The organism is Variovorax sp. V116, from assembly GCF_041154435.1.
Classification (GTDB): domain Bacteria; phylum Pseudomonadota; class Gammaproteobacteria; order Burkholderiales; family Burkholderiaceae_C; genus Variovorax; species Variovorax paradoxus.
The window spans coordinates 1,534,888-1,548,725 of record NZ_AP028661.1; the positions used below are offsets into that span (position 1 = coordinate 1,534,888).

At 65.4% G+C, this 13,838-nt stretch carries 14 protein-coding genes; all 14 read left to right on the forward strand.

Annotated elements, in window-relative coordinates:
• Positions 1-51 precede the first annotated feature (51 nt).
• The 14 genes from plsX (at position 52) to ACAM58_RS07185 (ending at position 13,837) form a co-directional block, all read left to right on the forward strand.
• A complete protein-coding gene (gene plsX, locus ACAM58_RS07120; protein ID WP_080642485.1) occupies positions 52-1,149 on the forward strand; it encodes a phosphate acyltransferase PlsX in 1,098 nt (365 codons plus the stop codon).
• Positions 1,149-2,126, forward strand: a complete 978-nt coding sequence (locus tag ACAM58_RS07125; protein ID WP_012746535.1) for a beta-ketoacyl-ACP synthase III — start codon at positions 1,149-1,151, stop codon at positions 2,124-2,126. The genes plsX and ACAM58_RS07125 overlap by 1 nt, the downstream gene beginning before the upstream one ends.
• 52 nt (positions 2,127-2,178) lie before the next feature.
• Positions 2,179-3,132 (forward strand): ACP S-malonyltransferase, encoded by a 954-nt coding sequence (gene fabD, locus ACAM58_RS07130; RefSeq protein WP_062362779.1) that lies wholly within the window; start codon positions 2,179-2,181, stop codon positions 3,130-3,132.
• A 26-nt stretch (positions 3,133-3,158) separates the two neighbouring features.
• Positions 3,159-3,902: a 3-oxoacyl-ACP reductase FabG gene (fabG, locus tag ACAM58_RS07135; RefSeq protein ID WP_062362777.1), complete on the forward strand. Its 744-nt coding sequence runs from the start codon at positions 3,159-3,161 to the stop codon at positions 3,900-3,902.
• A gap of 98 nt (positions 3,903-4,000) precedes the next feature.
• Complete coding sequence (gene acpP / locus ACAM58_RS07140) at positions 4,001-4,240, forward strand: acyl carrier protein (RefSeq protein WP_007830471.1); 240 nt, start codon at positions 4,001-4,003, stop codon at positions 4,238-4,240.
• A gap of 96 nt (positions 4,241-4,336) precedes the next feature.
• Positions 4,337-5,581 (forward strand): beta-ketoacyl-ACP synthase II, encoded by a 1,245-nt coding sequence (gene fabF / locus ACAM58_RS07145; protein WP_012746538.1) that lies wholly within the window; start codon positions 4,337-4,339, stop codon positions 5,579-5,581.
• 13 nt (positions 5,582-5,594) lie between these two features.
• Entirely contained in the window at positions 5,595-6,077 is a 483-nt protein-coding gene (locus tag ACAM58_RS07150; protein WP_012746539.1) for a hypothetical protein, read from the forward strand.
• Between the two features lie 9 nt (positions 6,078-6,086).
• On the forward strand, positions 6,087-6,761 hold the full coding sequence (gene rpoE / locus ACAM58_RS07155; protein WP_012746540.1) for an RNA polymerase sigma factor RpoE: 675 nt from the start codon (positions 6,087-6,089) through the stop codon (positions 6,759-6,761).
• Positions 6,762-6,778: 17 nt separating this feature from the next.
• Positions 6,779-7,447 (forward strand): sigma-E factor negative regulatory protein, encoded by a 669-nt coding sequence (locus ACAM58_RS07160; RefSeq protein ID WP_062362774.1) that lies wholly within the window; start codon positions 6,779-6,781, stop codon positions 7,445-7,447.
• 32 nt (positions 7,448-7,479) lie between these two features.
• On the forward strand, positions 7,480-8,538 hold the full coding sequence (locus ACAM58_RS07165; protein ID WP_230537722.1) for a MucB/RseB C-terminal domain-containing protein: 1,059 nt from the start codon (positions 7,480-7,482) through the stop codon (positions 8,536-8,538).
• A 99-nt stretch (positions 8,539-8,637) separates the two neighbouring features.
• Entirely contained in the window at positions 8,638-10,128 is a 1,491-nt protein-coding gene (locus ACAM58_RS07170) for a DegQ family serine endoprotease (RefSeq protein WP_012746543.1), read from the forward strand.
• Positions 10,129-10,650: 522 nt separating this feature from the next.
• On the forward strand, positions 10,651-12,462 hold the full coding sequence (lepA, locus tag ACAM58_RS07175; RefSeq protein WP_012746544.1) for a translation elongation factor 4: 1,812 nt from the start codon (positions 10,651-10,653) through the stop codon (positions 12,460-12,462).
• Positions 12,463-12,471: 9 nt separating this feature from the next.
• A complete protein-coding gene (gene lepB, locus ACAM58_RS07180) occupies positions 12,472-13,437 on the forward strand; it encodes a signal peptidase I (RefSeq protein ID WP_062362771.1) in 966 nt (321 codons plus the stop codon).
• 31 nt (positions 13,438-13,468) lie between these two features.
• Complete coding sequence (locus ACAM58_RS07185; RefSeq protein WP_012746546.1) at positions 13,469-13,837, forward strand: DUF4845 domain-containing protein; 369 nt, start codon at positions 13,469-13,471, stop codon at positions 13,835-13,837.
• Position 13,838: the final 1 nt, after the last annotated feature.

Sequence of the window (13,838 nt, forward strand, 5' to 3'; positions counted from 1 at the left end):
CAAGGCCGAGGCCCGAAGCTACTTTTGCCGTAGCGTCGGGCCTTTGTTTTGATGGCTACGCCTTCTTCCCCCGAATCCACTGCTGCGCCTTCCGCAATCACGCTCGCCGTGGATTGCATGGGAGGCGATCATGGGCCGCGCGTCACGCTTGCGGCCTGCCGCGCGTTCCTCGAGCGGCACAGCGAAGCCTCGTTGCTGCTGGTTGGTGCGCCGGCGGCGCTGGCGGGCTTTGCTGCGCATCCGCGTGCCCGCATCGTCGCGGCCAGCGAAGTGGTGGGCATGGATGACCCGATCGAAATCGCCCTGCGCAAGAAGAAGGATTCTTCGATGCGCATCGCGATCCAGCAGGTCAAGGATGGCGCCGCCCAGGCGGCCATCTCGGCCGGCAACACGGGCGCCCTCATGGCCATTGCCCGCTACCTGCTCAAGACGCTCGAAGGCATCGACCGCCCCGCCATCGCGCCCCAGCTTCCAAACGCCAAGGGCGGCGCCACCACGGTGCTCGACCTGGGTGCCAACGTCGACTGCGACGCGGAAGACCTGCTCCAGTTCGCGGTGCTCGGTTCCGCGCTGGTATCGGCGCTCACGGGCAACGAGGCGCCTTCGGTCGGCCTGCTCAACATCGGCGAAGAAGCCATCAAGGGCAGCGAAACAATCAAAAAGGCCAGCCAACTGCTGCGTACGGCTGCCAACTCGAAGGATCTGAACTTCTACGGCAACGTCGAAGGTAACGATATTTTCAAGGGCACGACAGATATCGTCGTATGTGACGGTTTTGTCGGAAATGTGGCACTGAAGGCCAGCGAAGGCGTGGCCTCGATGATCGGCGAGTTCATTCGCGTCGAATTCTCGCGGAGCATTTTCACGAAGGCCGCAGCAATTGTTGCCTATCCGGTTCTAAAAGCGTTTAAAAACCGGCTCGATCACCGTCGCTACAACGGAGCGGCGCTGCTGGGCCTGCGCGGCCTGGTTTTCAAGAGCCATGGCTCGGCTGACGAAGTGGCTTTCGGGCATGCGCTGGATCGCGCTTATGATGCCGCTCGCAACAACCTGCTCGATCGCGTGCGGGCCCGCATCGCTCACGCCGCGCCATTGCTCGCGCGGCAGGAGCCCGCGGTGCCAGCCGACGCGACGGCCCTTCACGTTTGATGAGCTCTTATTCACGCATCACCGGCACCGGCAGCTACCTGCCGCCGCGCCGGGTGACCAATGACGACCTTGCCAAGGAATTGGCAACGCGCGGCATCGAAACCTCGGACCAGTGGATCGTCGAGCGCACCGGCATCCACGCGCGGCACTTCGCGGCGCCCGAGGTCACGAGCAGCGATCTCGCCCTCGAGGCCGCGAGGCACGCACTCGAAGCCGCGGGCCGCAAGGCCGAAGACATCGACCTGATCATCGTCGCGACCTCGACGCCGGACATGGTGTTTCCGTCGTCGGCGGCCATTCTCCAGAACAAGCTCGGCGTGGCCGGCTGCCCGGCTTTCGACGTCCAGGCGGTCTGCAGCGGCTTCGTCTATGCGCTGACCGTGGCCGACGCGATGATCCGCACCGGCACCGCGCGCTGCGCGCTGGTGGTGGGCGCCGAAGTGTTCTCGCGCATCCTCGATTTCAACGACCGCACCACCTGCGTGCTGTTCGGCGACGGCGCCGGCGCCGTGGTGCTCGAGGCCAGCGAGGAGCCGGGCATCCTGGCGAGCGACCTGCATGCGGACGGCAAGCACGTCGGCATCCTTTGCGTGCCGGGCCACGTCTCCGGCGGCAACGTGCTGGGCACGCCGCTGCTGCACATGGACGGACAGGCCGTGTTCAAGCTCGCGGTGCGCGTGCTCGAGGACGCCGCGCGTGCCACGCTCGCAAAGGCGGGCAAGACCGAGGCCGACATCGACTGGCTCATTCCGCACCAGGCCAACATCCGCATCATGGAAGGCACGGCCAAGAAGCTGAAGCTTCCGCGCGAAAAACTCATCGTCACCGTCAACGAGCATGGCAACACCTCGGCCGCCTCGATTCCGCTGGCGCTCGACGAGGCCGTGCGGTCCGGCAAGGTGAAGAAGGGCGAAACCGTCATGCTGGAAGGCGTGGGCGGCGGCTTCACCTGGGGCGCGGTGCTATTGAATCTGTAGTGCATGGCAATGCCCCTTCGGGCTGCGATGCGACACGACGCTTTTGATAAAAATGAAATCCTTTGCTTTTGTCTTCCCGGGCCAGGGCTCCCAGGCCGTCGGCATGCTCGATGCGTGGGGCGATCACCCGGCCGTGGCCGAAACCCTGCGCGAAGCCTCCGAAGCACTGGGCGAAGACATCGGCGGGCTGATCAAGAACGGCCCGAAGGAAGAACTGGCGCTGACCACCAACACCCAGCCGGTGATGCTTGTGGCTGGCGTCGCCGCGTGGCGCGCCTGGCTGGCCGAAGGCGGGCCCACCCCGTCGGTGGTGGCGGGACATTCGCTCGGTGAATATTCGGCGCTGGTTGCGTCCGGCGTGCTGACGCTCGCGCAGGCCGCGCCGCTGGTGCGTTTTCGCGCGCGGGCCATGCAGCAGGCCGTGCCGGTCGGCGTGGGCGCCATGGCGGCGGTGCTGGGCATGGAAGCCGCCAAGGTGGTGGCGGGCTGCGCGGAAGCCACGGCGTCCTTCGGTGCAGGCAGCGCCGAGATCGTCGAGGCGGTGAATTTCAACGATCCGATGCAGACCGTGATCGCCGGCAGCAAGGCAGCCGTCGACAAGGCCTGCGAGCTGCTCAAGGCCGGCGGGGCCAAGCGCGCGCTGCTGCTGCCGGTGTCGGCGCCATTCCATTCGAGCCTGATGAAGCCGGCCGCCGAGGCGCTGCGCGAAAAGCTCGCCACCCTCACATTGGCGCCCCCGCAGATTCCGGTGCTGAACAACATCGACGTGGCGGTCGAGACCGATCCCGCGCGCATCCGCGACGCCCTGGTGCGCCAGGCCGCCGGCCCGGTTCGCTGGGTCGAAAGCGTGCAGGCCTTGAAACTGCGCGGCGTAGCCTCCATCATCGAGTGCGGGCCGGGCAAGGTGCTGGCCGGCATGGTCAAGCGCATCGCCCCCGAGCTGGAAGCCGCGTCGGTGTACGACCCGGCAACGCTCGCGGACACCCGACAATCGCTCGCCGGCTGAACGGTGCGGGCCCAGACACTTCTTTTATGAGCATTCCCAAATTCGAAGGGCAGGTCGCCCTGGTCACCGGCGCATCGCGCGGCATCGGCGCGGCCATCGCGCTCGAGCTCGCGCAGCGCGGCCTCAAAGTGGTCGGCACCGGCACCACCGACGACAGCGCCGCCAAGATCACTTCGGCGCTCAGCGCCTTCGACGGCCGCGGGCGTGCGCTCGACGTGAACGACGCCGTCGCGGTCGAGGCGCTGATCGACGAGATCGTGAAGGCCTACGGCGCGATCCACGTGCTGGTCAACAACGCCGGCATCACGCGCGACACGCTCGCCATGCGCATGAAGGACGACGACTGGGACGCGGTGCTCGACACCAATCTCAAGGCCGTCTTCCGCCTCTCGCGCGCGGTGATCCGCCCGATGATGAAGCAGCGCTACGGCCGCATCATCAGCATCACGAGCGTGGTGGGGGCGTCCGGCAATGCCGGCCAGGCCAACTACGCGGCAGCCAAGGCCGGCGTGGCGGGCATGACCCGCGCACTGGCGCGCGAGCTGGGCAGCCGCAGCATCACGGTCAACTGCGTGGCGCCGGGCTTCATCGAAACCGACATGACGGCCAGCCTGCCCGAGGCGCAGCAGCAGGCGCTGCTGCAGCAGATCCCGCTGGGCCACCTGGGCAAGCCGGCTGACATCGCGCATGCCGTGGCCTATCTCGCGTCGCCCCAGGCGTCCTACGTGACGGGGCAGGAACTGCACGTCAACGGCGGCATGCACATGTAGCCGCAAGGCGCAATCTTTTCCCGTACCGGGCGCACGGCAAATGCCACAATGCGCCCGGCTAAAATCCACTGTTACCTACAACCCTCAGAGGGAACCAAATGAGCGATATCGAAGCACGTGTCAAGAAAATCATCGCCGAGCAGCTCGGCGTGGAAGAGTCCCAAGTAACCAACGAGAAGGCCTTCGTGGCCGACCTCGGTGCAGACTCGCTCGACACGGTCGAACTGGTGATGGCACTCGAAGACGAATTCGGCATCGAAATTCCCGACGAAGACGCCGAGAAGATCACCACGGTGCAAAACGCCGTCGACTACGCCACCAAGAATCAAAAGGCCTGATCGGCCAGCTGACACTGCAACGACGGCCGGCGGCCCTTTTTTCAACCGCCCGCGCCGCTCGGCAGCTGTTCAGCGCTTCCAGAAAGGTTTGCCGGCATGACCAAACGCCGCGTCGTCGTGACCGGACTCGGTTGCATCGCTCCTGTCGGAAACACCGCAGCCGAATCCTGGGCCAATCTGCTGGCCGGGAAGTCGGGCATTGCGAACATCACCGCGTTCGATGCAAGCGCCTTCGCCTGCAAGTTCGCCGGTGAGGTCAAGGGTTTCGACATCACCCAATACATCTCGGAGAAGGAAGCGCGCCACATGGACCGCTTCATTCATCTGGGGCTTGCCGCCGCCATCCAGGCGGTGCAGGACAGCGGATTGCCGACCGGCGAAGCGCTGTCCTATGAAGAAGCCGTGCGCATCGGCTGCAACATCGGCTCGGGCATCGGCGGCCTGCCGATGATCGAAGAGACGCACGGCGAATACGCGAGTCGCGGCCCACGCCGCATCTCGCCGTTCTTCGTGCCGGCTTCCATCATCAATATGATCTCGGGCCACGTCTCGATCAAGTACGGCTTCAAGGGCCCGAACATCGCCGTCGTGACCGCGTGCACCACGGGCCTGCACGCCATCGGCACGTCGGCGCGCATGATCGAATACGGCGACGCCGACGTCATGATCGCGGGCGGCGCCGAGTCGACCATTTCTCCGCTCGGCATCGGTGGCTTCACCGCGCCCCGCGCGCTGAGCACCCGCAACGATGATCCCGCCACGGCCTCGCGTCCGTGGGACAAGGACCGCGACGGCTTCGTGCTGGGCGAGGGCTCTGGCGTGCTGGTGCTCGAAGAGTACGAACACGCCAAGGCGCGCGGCGCCAAGATCTATGCGGAAGTCTCGGGCTTTGGCATGACCGGTGACGCATATCACATGACCGCGCCCGACGTCGACGGCCCGCGCCGTTCGATGGCCATGGCGTTGGCCAATGCGGGCGTCAACCCCGACGAGGTCCAGTACCTGAATGCGCACGGCACCTCCACGCAGATCGGCGACGTTAACGAGACCAATGCGGTCAAGCTGGCTTTCGGCGATCACGCGAAGAAGCTCGTCGTCAACTCGACCAAGTCGATGACCGGCCACCTGCTGGGCGGCGCCGGCGGCATCGAATCGGTGTTCACGGTGCTCGCGCTGCATCACCAGAAGAGCCCGCCGACCATCAACATCTTCAACCAGGACCCGGAGTGCGACCTCGACTATTGCGCCAATCAGGCGCGCGATCTGAAGATCGATGTCGCGGTCAAGAACAACTTCGGCTTCGGCGGCACCAACGGCACGCTGGTGTTCAAGCGCGTTTGAATCTTGCTCTTCCATGTACAGCGCACCCTCGGTGACCTATCCGGTGGGGCGCTCGCGCGGTGCGACCCGGATCCTGATTGCCACCTGGGCCCTGGGCGCCTGCTGCGCAGGTCTCTCGTGCTTTTTGATCGATAGCGTTGGCTGGCGCCAGCTGCTGCTGGTCCTGAGCGTGCTGTTTTCCGGCGTTGCGGCCGGACTCGGGCTGCGAAGCGACGGTGCCGCGGTGCTGCACTTCGACGGCCTGTGCTGGAGCCTGACGGGCGCCGATCATGGCCGGGCCGTTCATGCGGCGCGCGCCGCCGTGGCGCTCGACCTGCAATCGCTGCTGCTGGTCCGCCTGACCCAGCCGGGCCGCGCCGGGCGATGGATATGGATCGAACAGCGCGCCATGCCCGAGCGCTGGCGCGATGTACGCCGTGCGGTATATTCGCGCGCCCCGTCCGCCTCGCCTGCGGGCGAGCCGTGGCGAGCAACCGCGCCTGCCGATGCGCCCTGAATCTCCCCGATGACAACTTCTCCCCCGCCAGTGCCACCGGACTCCGGCTTGCCCGATGGGTCCGCCGAGGCGCCGCGCCCGGGCGAGGTCGACCTTCAGCTGGTCCAGCGCACGGTCGCGGGCGACCAGAAGGCCTTCGAACTGCTGGTCATCAAGTACCAGCGCCGGATCGAGCGCCTGATCGGGCGCATGGTGCGCGACGTCGACCTGGTCGAGGACATCGCCCAGGAAACCTTCATCCGGGCCTACCGCGCGCTGCACCAGTTCCGCGGCGACGCCCAGTTCTACACCTGGCTCTACCGGATTGCGGTCAACACCGCCAAGAAGGCGCTGGTCGACATGAAGCGCGACCCGACCATCTCCGAAAGCGCCCTGCGGCCGTCTTCTGACGAGGACGATGAAACTTACCGCCCCGGAAACGAACCAATCAGCGACGAAACCCCCGAATCAGTCCTGGCAGCAAACGAGATCGCCCAAGTGGTCGAGGCGGCCATGGAAGCATTGCCGCCCGAATTGCGCCAGGCGGTCACCCTGCGGGAGATCGAGGGCATGAGTTACGAAGAGATCGCCGAGGTCATGGATTGCCCTATCGGCACGGTGCGCTCGCGTATTTTCCGGGCGCGTGAGGCCATTTCGGCCAGGGTCAAACCGCTGCTGGACAACCAGTCCGGCAAGCGTTGGTAGGTAAGCAGGTGAATGAAATGAATCAGACGATGACGGTTCGTGAACAGGTGTCCGCATTGGCGGACGGTCATTTGCATGGCGAGGAGTTCGCGCGGGCCATCGACGCCGTCTGCGCGGAAGAAGACGCGCGCGGTGCCTGGCGCGCCTATCACCTGGTGGGCGACATCCTGCGCTCGGGTGCCCATTCGCCCTGCAGCGACAGCAACGCATTCCTGGCCCGCTTCCAGCAGCGCCTGGCCGCGGAGCCCGCCATTGCGGCGCCGGCACGGGTGCCGGCCGCTGAACCCGCGGTGCTGACGGCGCGCCGAAGGGCCGAGGCAGCCAATGAGCCGGTGTTCCGCTGGAAGCTGGTGGCCGGCGCGGCGTCGCTGGTGGCGGTTGCCGCGATCAGCTGGACCCTGGTCGGGAACGGCATCGGCGTGCCTTCGCCGGGAGCCCAGATCGCAGCAGCGCAGCCGCAGCCGGCCGCCAATTCCGTGCTGGCCGCCGCGGCCGCCAACAGCCAGCTTCCGCCCACCGCCGCGCTCACGCCAACCCGCGTGATGGTCGGCAACGGCAGCCCGCAGGTCATGCTGCGCGATCCGCGGCTCGACCAATTGCTCGAAGCGCACCAGCAAGCCGGTGGCGCATCGCAAATGCCTTCGGGCTTCCTGCGCAACGCGACCTTCGAAGGCCCTGCGCGCTGAGCCGCGCCCGTCTCTCTCCAATGACCGTTCAGATGCCGATCTCCGCACGCGCGTTCGCGCTGGTGTTCGCTGCTTTTTGTTTTGCGCAGATCGCGGCCGCGCAGACCCGGCCCGGACTGGCGAACGCCAAGGGGACGGCCTCGGCCCAGGCGGGCGATGCGCCGCCCCCGATGAGCGTCGTCGAATGGCTGCAGCGCATGCACACCGGGGCGCGGCAGCGCAATTACATCGGCACCTTCGTGGTGTCGGCCGCGGGCGGCGACCTGTCGAGCGCGCGCATCTGGCATGTGCGCGACGGCGACCTGCAGATCGAGCGCATTGAGGCGCTGTCGGGGCCGCCGCGCTCCACGTTCAGGCGCAACCACCATGTAATGACCTTCCTGCCCGAGGCGAAGGTCGTGAAGGTCGAGAAGCGCGAGAACCTCGACCTGTTCCCCAATCTGCCCGACAAGCCCGATTCGTCGATCGGCGATTTCTACGACGTTCGCGCCGTCGGCAAGGACCGCGTGGCGGGCTTCGATGCCGACGTGGTGCAGCTGGTGCCGCACGACGGGCTGCGCTTCGGCTACCGCATCTGGAGCGAACGCCGCTCCGGCCTCGTGGTGAAGCTGCAGACCGTGGACGCCGAATCGCGCGTGGTGGAGCAATCGGCGTTTTCCGAATTGCAGCTCGACGCACCGATCAAGGCGCAGGCGCTCGCGCAGATGATGAGCAACACCAGCGGCTACCGCGTCGAAAAGCTGGAGCTCGAACGCACCAGCGCGCAGGACGAAGGCTGGGTGCTCAAGGCCCCGGTGGCCGGCTTCAAGCCGCGCAGCTTCTACCGGCGTCCGGCCGGCAGCGACAGCAAGGCGGGGCAGGACCGCACCGTCCAGTGGACCTTCTCCGATGGCCTGGCCTCGGTGTCGCTTTTCATCGAGCGTTACGATGAAAAGCGTGCGCCGCGCGATGGCGTACTGACGATCGGGGCCACCAACGCGATTCGCCGGCGATTGCCCGAGCCGGCGAGCGACTGGTGGCTGACCGCGGTGGGCGAGGTGCCGCAGCAGACGCTCAATGCGTTCGCTCAAAGCCTGGCGCGCACGCGCTGACCCGCTGCGCTTGCGCTGCGGATGGCGCTGAACCAAGTCGATATCACCGACTCATAGCTCTTCTTCTTTTGGCCGCTCTGTTCTTTTGAAAGAAAACCGATGATGTTCAAAGTCGAGGGACACAAGCTTCGTTCCTATCTCTTCGCCTTCGGCATGGCCTGCTCGGCTGCCGTGGCGTTCGTGCCGGCCGCGCCGGCCATGGCGCAGACGCCGCAGGCGCGCGGACTGCCCGATTTCGCCGATCTGGTGGAGCAGGTGGGGCCGGCCGTGGTCGGTATCCGCACGGTCGAGAAAGTGACCTCGGGCGGCGGCAGCGGCGAAATGGACGAGGAGATGCAGGAGTTCTTCCGCCGCTTCTTCGGGCAGCCGCTGCCGGGCAACCCGCGTCCGGGCCCGCGCCCGAACCGGCCGCAGCAGCCGCAGGAGGAAGAGCGTCCGCGCGGCGTGGGCTCGGGCTTCATCCTGTCGGCCGACGGCTACGTCATGACCAATGCCCACGTGATCGAGGATGCCTCCGAAATCCTCGTCACGCTGACCGACAAGCGCGAATTCAAGGCCAAGCTGATCGGTGCCGACAAGCGCAGCGACGTTGCCGTGGTCAAGATCGAGGCGACCAGCCTGCCGGTGGTGAAGATCGGCGACATCTCGAAGCTGCGCGTCGGCGAATGGGTCATGGCCATCGGTTCGCCCTTCGGCCTGGAGAACACCGTGACCGCCGGCATCGTGAGCGCGAAGCAGCGCGATACCGGCGACCTGGTGCCCCTGATCCAGACCGACGTGGCCATCAACCCCGGCAACTCGGGCGGCCCGCTGATCAACCTGCGCGGCGAAGTGGTGGGCATCAACAGCCAGATCTATTCGCGCTCGGGCGGCTACATGGGCATCTCGTTCTCGATCCCGATCGACGAGGCGATCCGCGTCAGCGACCAGCTGCGCGCCACCGGCCGCGTTTCGCGCGGGCTGATCGGCGTGACCATCGGCTCGGTCTCCAAGGACGTGGCCGAATCCATCGGCTTGGGCAAGGCGCGCGGTGCGCTCGTGAGCAGCGTGGTGCCGGGTTCGGCGGCCGACAAGGCCGGCGTGCGCGAGGGCGACATCATCACCAAGTACGGCGACAAGCTCATCGAGACCCCCAGCGACCTGTCGCGCTCGGTGGCCAGCACCAAGCCCGGCGCCAGGAACACGCTGACGGTGTTCCGCAACGGCAGCACGCGCGAGCTCTCGGTCACCGTGGCCGAGGGCGATCCGGAAGCCAAGCCGTCCAGCAAGCGCCAGCCCGAGCGCGAGGAGCCGCAGGCCAAGCCGTCGGCGGCCGGCAAGGCGCTCGGCCTCGTGGTGAGCGATCTGACCGACGCGCAGAAGAAGGAGCTCAAGATGCGCGGCGGCGTGCGCATCGAGGCGGCAAGCGATGGGGCTGCGCGGGCCGGGCTGCGCGAAGGGGACGTGATCCTGGCCGTGGGCAATATCGAGGTCTCGAGCGTCAAGGAGTTCGAGACCGCGGTCGCCAAGGCCGACAAGGGCAAGCCCCTGAGCGTGCTGTTCCGCCGCGGCGAATGGGCCCAGTACGCCCTGATCCGCCCCGCACGCTGATCCGGCCTTTCCGTCAAGTGGCCCCACCCGTCACTCGGGTTTGGGGCCTATTTTTTGAGGTGTTTGCGACGCTGGAGCGCCCGGTTTCAAAAAAAATTCCGGGCCAAAAGCGGCCCAGATTTGTTTGCGTTCACTAACTTTCTAAGAGGCTTAGGACGATTTTCGGTAGAATAGAAGCCATTGGGCGGCGGGTCCGCGCATAAGGGGAGAGCTTTCCTCCACCATGCGAGATGTCAGACAGCAGTCCACCGGCGCTCCACAGATCGCCCACAAGTTGTTCATGGAGTGCTCCACCGATCTTGTGGATAAGTTGTTTATATCTTTGATGTTGTGGACCTGCAACGACCCGTTTTGACCCTGTCCCCGGATGTACGTGCCTCCCTTTTTGCCTACAATGAAGTTCCAACTACTGCAGTTGCCATTGCTTGTTGGTTCAGGGCGCGTCTCCAGAAGACGCGCCCTTTTTTCTTGCCTGTCGCACTCTGCGCACGAGCCAATTCAAGTACTTAAGCGTTCCCGTTGATGAATCACATCAGAAATTTTTCGATCATTGCGCACATCGACCACGGCAAGTCGACGCTCGCGGACCGTTTGATCCAGCGTTGCGGCGGCCTCGCGGAACGCGAGATGGAAGCGCAGGTGCTCGACTCGATGGACATCGAAAAAGAGCGTGGGATAACCATCAAGGCGCAGACCGCCGCGCTGCACTACAAGGCACTCGATGGGCAGGTCTACAACCTCAATCTGATCGACACGCCGGGCCACGTCGACTTCTCTTATGAAGTGAGCCGCTCGCTGTCGGCGTGCGAAGGCGCGCTGCTCGTGGTCGATGCATCGCAGGGCGTCGAAGCGCAGACCGTGGCCAACTGCTACACCGCGCTCGACCTCGGCGTCGAGGTGGTGCCGGTGCTCAACAAGATGGATCTGCCCAACGCGGACCCCGACAATGCACGCAGCGAGATCGAGGACGTGATCGGCATCGACGCGACCGATGCGATTCCGTGTTCCGCCAAGACGGGCCTGGGCATCGACGAGATCCTCGAAGCCATCGTGCACAAGATGCCCGCGCCGCGCGGCAATCCCGACGGCCCGCTGCGCGCGATGATCGTCGACAGCTGGTTCGATCCCTACGTGGGCGTGGTCATGCTGGTGCGCGTGGTGGACGGCCGCCTGGTGAAGGGCGAGCGCATCAAGATGATGGCGTCCGGCGCCATGTACAACGCGGACAACATCGGCGTCTTCACGCCGGCCAACGAACCGCGCGCATCGCTCGAGGCCGGCGAGGTGGGCTACATCATCGCGGGCATCAAGGAGCTGCAGGCCGCCAAGGTCGGCGACACCGTGACGCTGATCAAGCCGGGCACGGGCGGCGCGGCCGCCACCGCGACCGAGGCGCTGCCGGGCTTCAAGGAAATCCAGCCGCAGGTGTTTGCCGGCCTCTATCCGACCGAGGCCAGCGAGTACGACTCGCTGCGCGACGCGCTCGAAAAGCTCAAGCTCAACGATTCGTCGCTGCGCTACGAACCCGAGGTGAGCCAGGCGCTGGGCTTCGGCTTCCGCTGCGGCTTTCTGGGCCTGCTGCACATGGAGATCGTGCAGGAGCGGCTGGAGCGCGAATTCGACCAGGACCTGATCACGACCGCGCCAAGCGTGGTCTACCAGGTGGTGCGCAACGACGGCGAAGTCATCATGGTCGAGAACCCGTCCAAGATGCCCGACGTCGGCAAGATGAGCGAGATTCGCGAGCCGATCGTCACCGTTCACCTCTACATGCCGCAGGAATACGTCGGTGCGGTGATGACGCTGGCCAACCAGAAGCGCGGCGTGCAGATGAACATGGCCTACCACGGCCGCCAGGTCATGCTGACCTACGAGATGCCGCTCGGCGAAATCGTGCTCGACTTCTTCGACAAGCTCAAGTCGGTGAGCCGCGGCTATGCCTCGATGGACTACGAGTTCAAGGAATATCGCGCGTCCGACGTGGTCAAGGTCGACATCCTGCTGAACGGCGAGAAGGTCGATGCGCTGTCGATCATCGTGCACCGCAGCCAGTCGCAGTACCGCGGCCGGGCGGTGGTCTCGAAGATGCGCGAGATCATTTCGCGCCAGATGTTCGACGTGGCGATCCAGGCCGCCATCGGGGTCAACATCATTGCGCGTGAGACAATCAAGGCGCTGCGCAAGAACGTTCTTGCCAAGTGCTACGGCGGCGACATCACCCGCAAGAAGAAGCTGCTCGAGAAGCAGAAGGCGGGCAAGAAAAGAATGAAGCAGATCGGCTCCGTCGAGGTCCCGCAAGAGGCCTTCCTCGCGATTCTGCAAGTCGAAGACTGATCTCAAAAAATGGCATTCATCACTTCCCTGGTCCTCGCGGCCTTTGCCGGCTATGTCGGTGCCTGGTACTTTGGTGCCATCGAGGGCAATTTCGCGCTCCTGCTGTTCCTGGCGACGGTGGTCACCGGCCTGTACTGGCTGGCCGAGCGCTTCTACTTCCTGCCCCGGCGCGAGCGCGCCGCCGCGACGCTCGAGGCCTCGCTGAGCGAGCGCAACGCGCGCCTGGCCGGCCAGGGCATCACGCAGGTCGACACCGTCGACGCCAAGGCCAGCGAGCGCCTGCTGATGCAGCCCTGGTGGCTCGACTGGACCGCGGGGCTGTTCCCGGTGATCCTGGTGGTGTTCCTGCTGCGCTCGTTCCTGTACGAGCCCTTCAAGATTCCGTCGGGTTCGATGATGCCGACGCTGCTCACGGGCGACCTGATCCTGGTGAACAAGTTCACCTACGGCCTGCGCCTGCCGGTCATCAACACCAAGATCACCGACGGCACGCCGCTGGCGCGCGGCGACGTGGTGGTGTTCCGCTATCCGCCCAAGCCGAGCATGGACTACATCAAGCGCGTGGTCGGCATCCCGGGCGACGAAGTGGCCTACCTGAACAAGAAGCTCACCATCAACGGCCAGCCGGTCTCCAAGACCCCGATGCCCGACTATCTCGACAGCGAGTCGATGCGCCTGCTCCGGCAGTTCAACGAAGACCTCGGCGGCAAGCAGCACAGGCTGCTCAACGACGATGCCGGTCCGGCTTTCGTCCAGGGTGCCAGCGACTTCCCGTACCGCGAGAACTGCCGCTACTCCGTCGAAGGCGTGGTCTGCAAGGTGCCGGCCGGCAACTACTTCATGATGGGCGACAACCGCGATAATTCGGCGGACTCGCGTTTCTGGGGCTTCGTTCCGGACAAGAACATCGTGGGCAGGGCGTTCTTCGTCTGGATGAACTTCGGCGACCTGGGTCGCATCGGTCCATTCCAATAAGCAGTCAGCATTGTTCGAGGGGTAAGAGGGCATGAGAACAAATCGGTCCATCCGCAGCAGGGCCGCGCACCAGCGCGGCATCTCGTTCATCGGTCTGGTGTTCGTCGCCGTGGTGCTGGGTTGCGTCGGCGTCGTCGTCGCGCAGGTCATCCCGACGCTGATCGAATGGCAGGCCATCGACAAGGCCGCCAACAAGGCCAAGGAAGGCACCACCGTGCCCGAAGTGCGCGCGATCTTCGACCGGGCCCAGGCCATCGACGACTTCCAGTCGGTCTCGGGCAAGGACCTCGACATCAAGAAGGTCGGCGACAAGGTGGTCGTCTCGTATGCCTACGAGCGCGAGATTCCCTTGTTCGGCCCGGCCTTCCTGGTGCTCAAGTACAAGGGCCAGACCCGCTGAA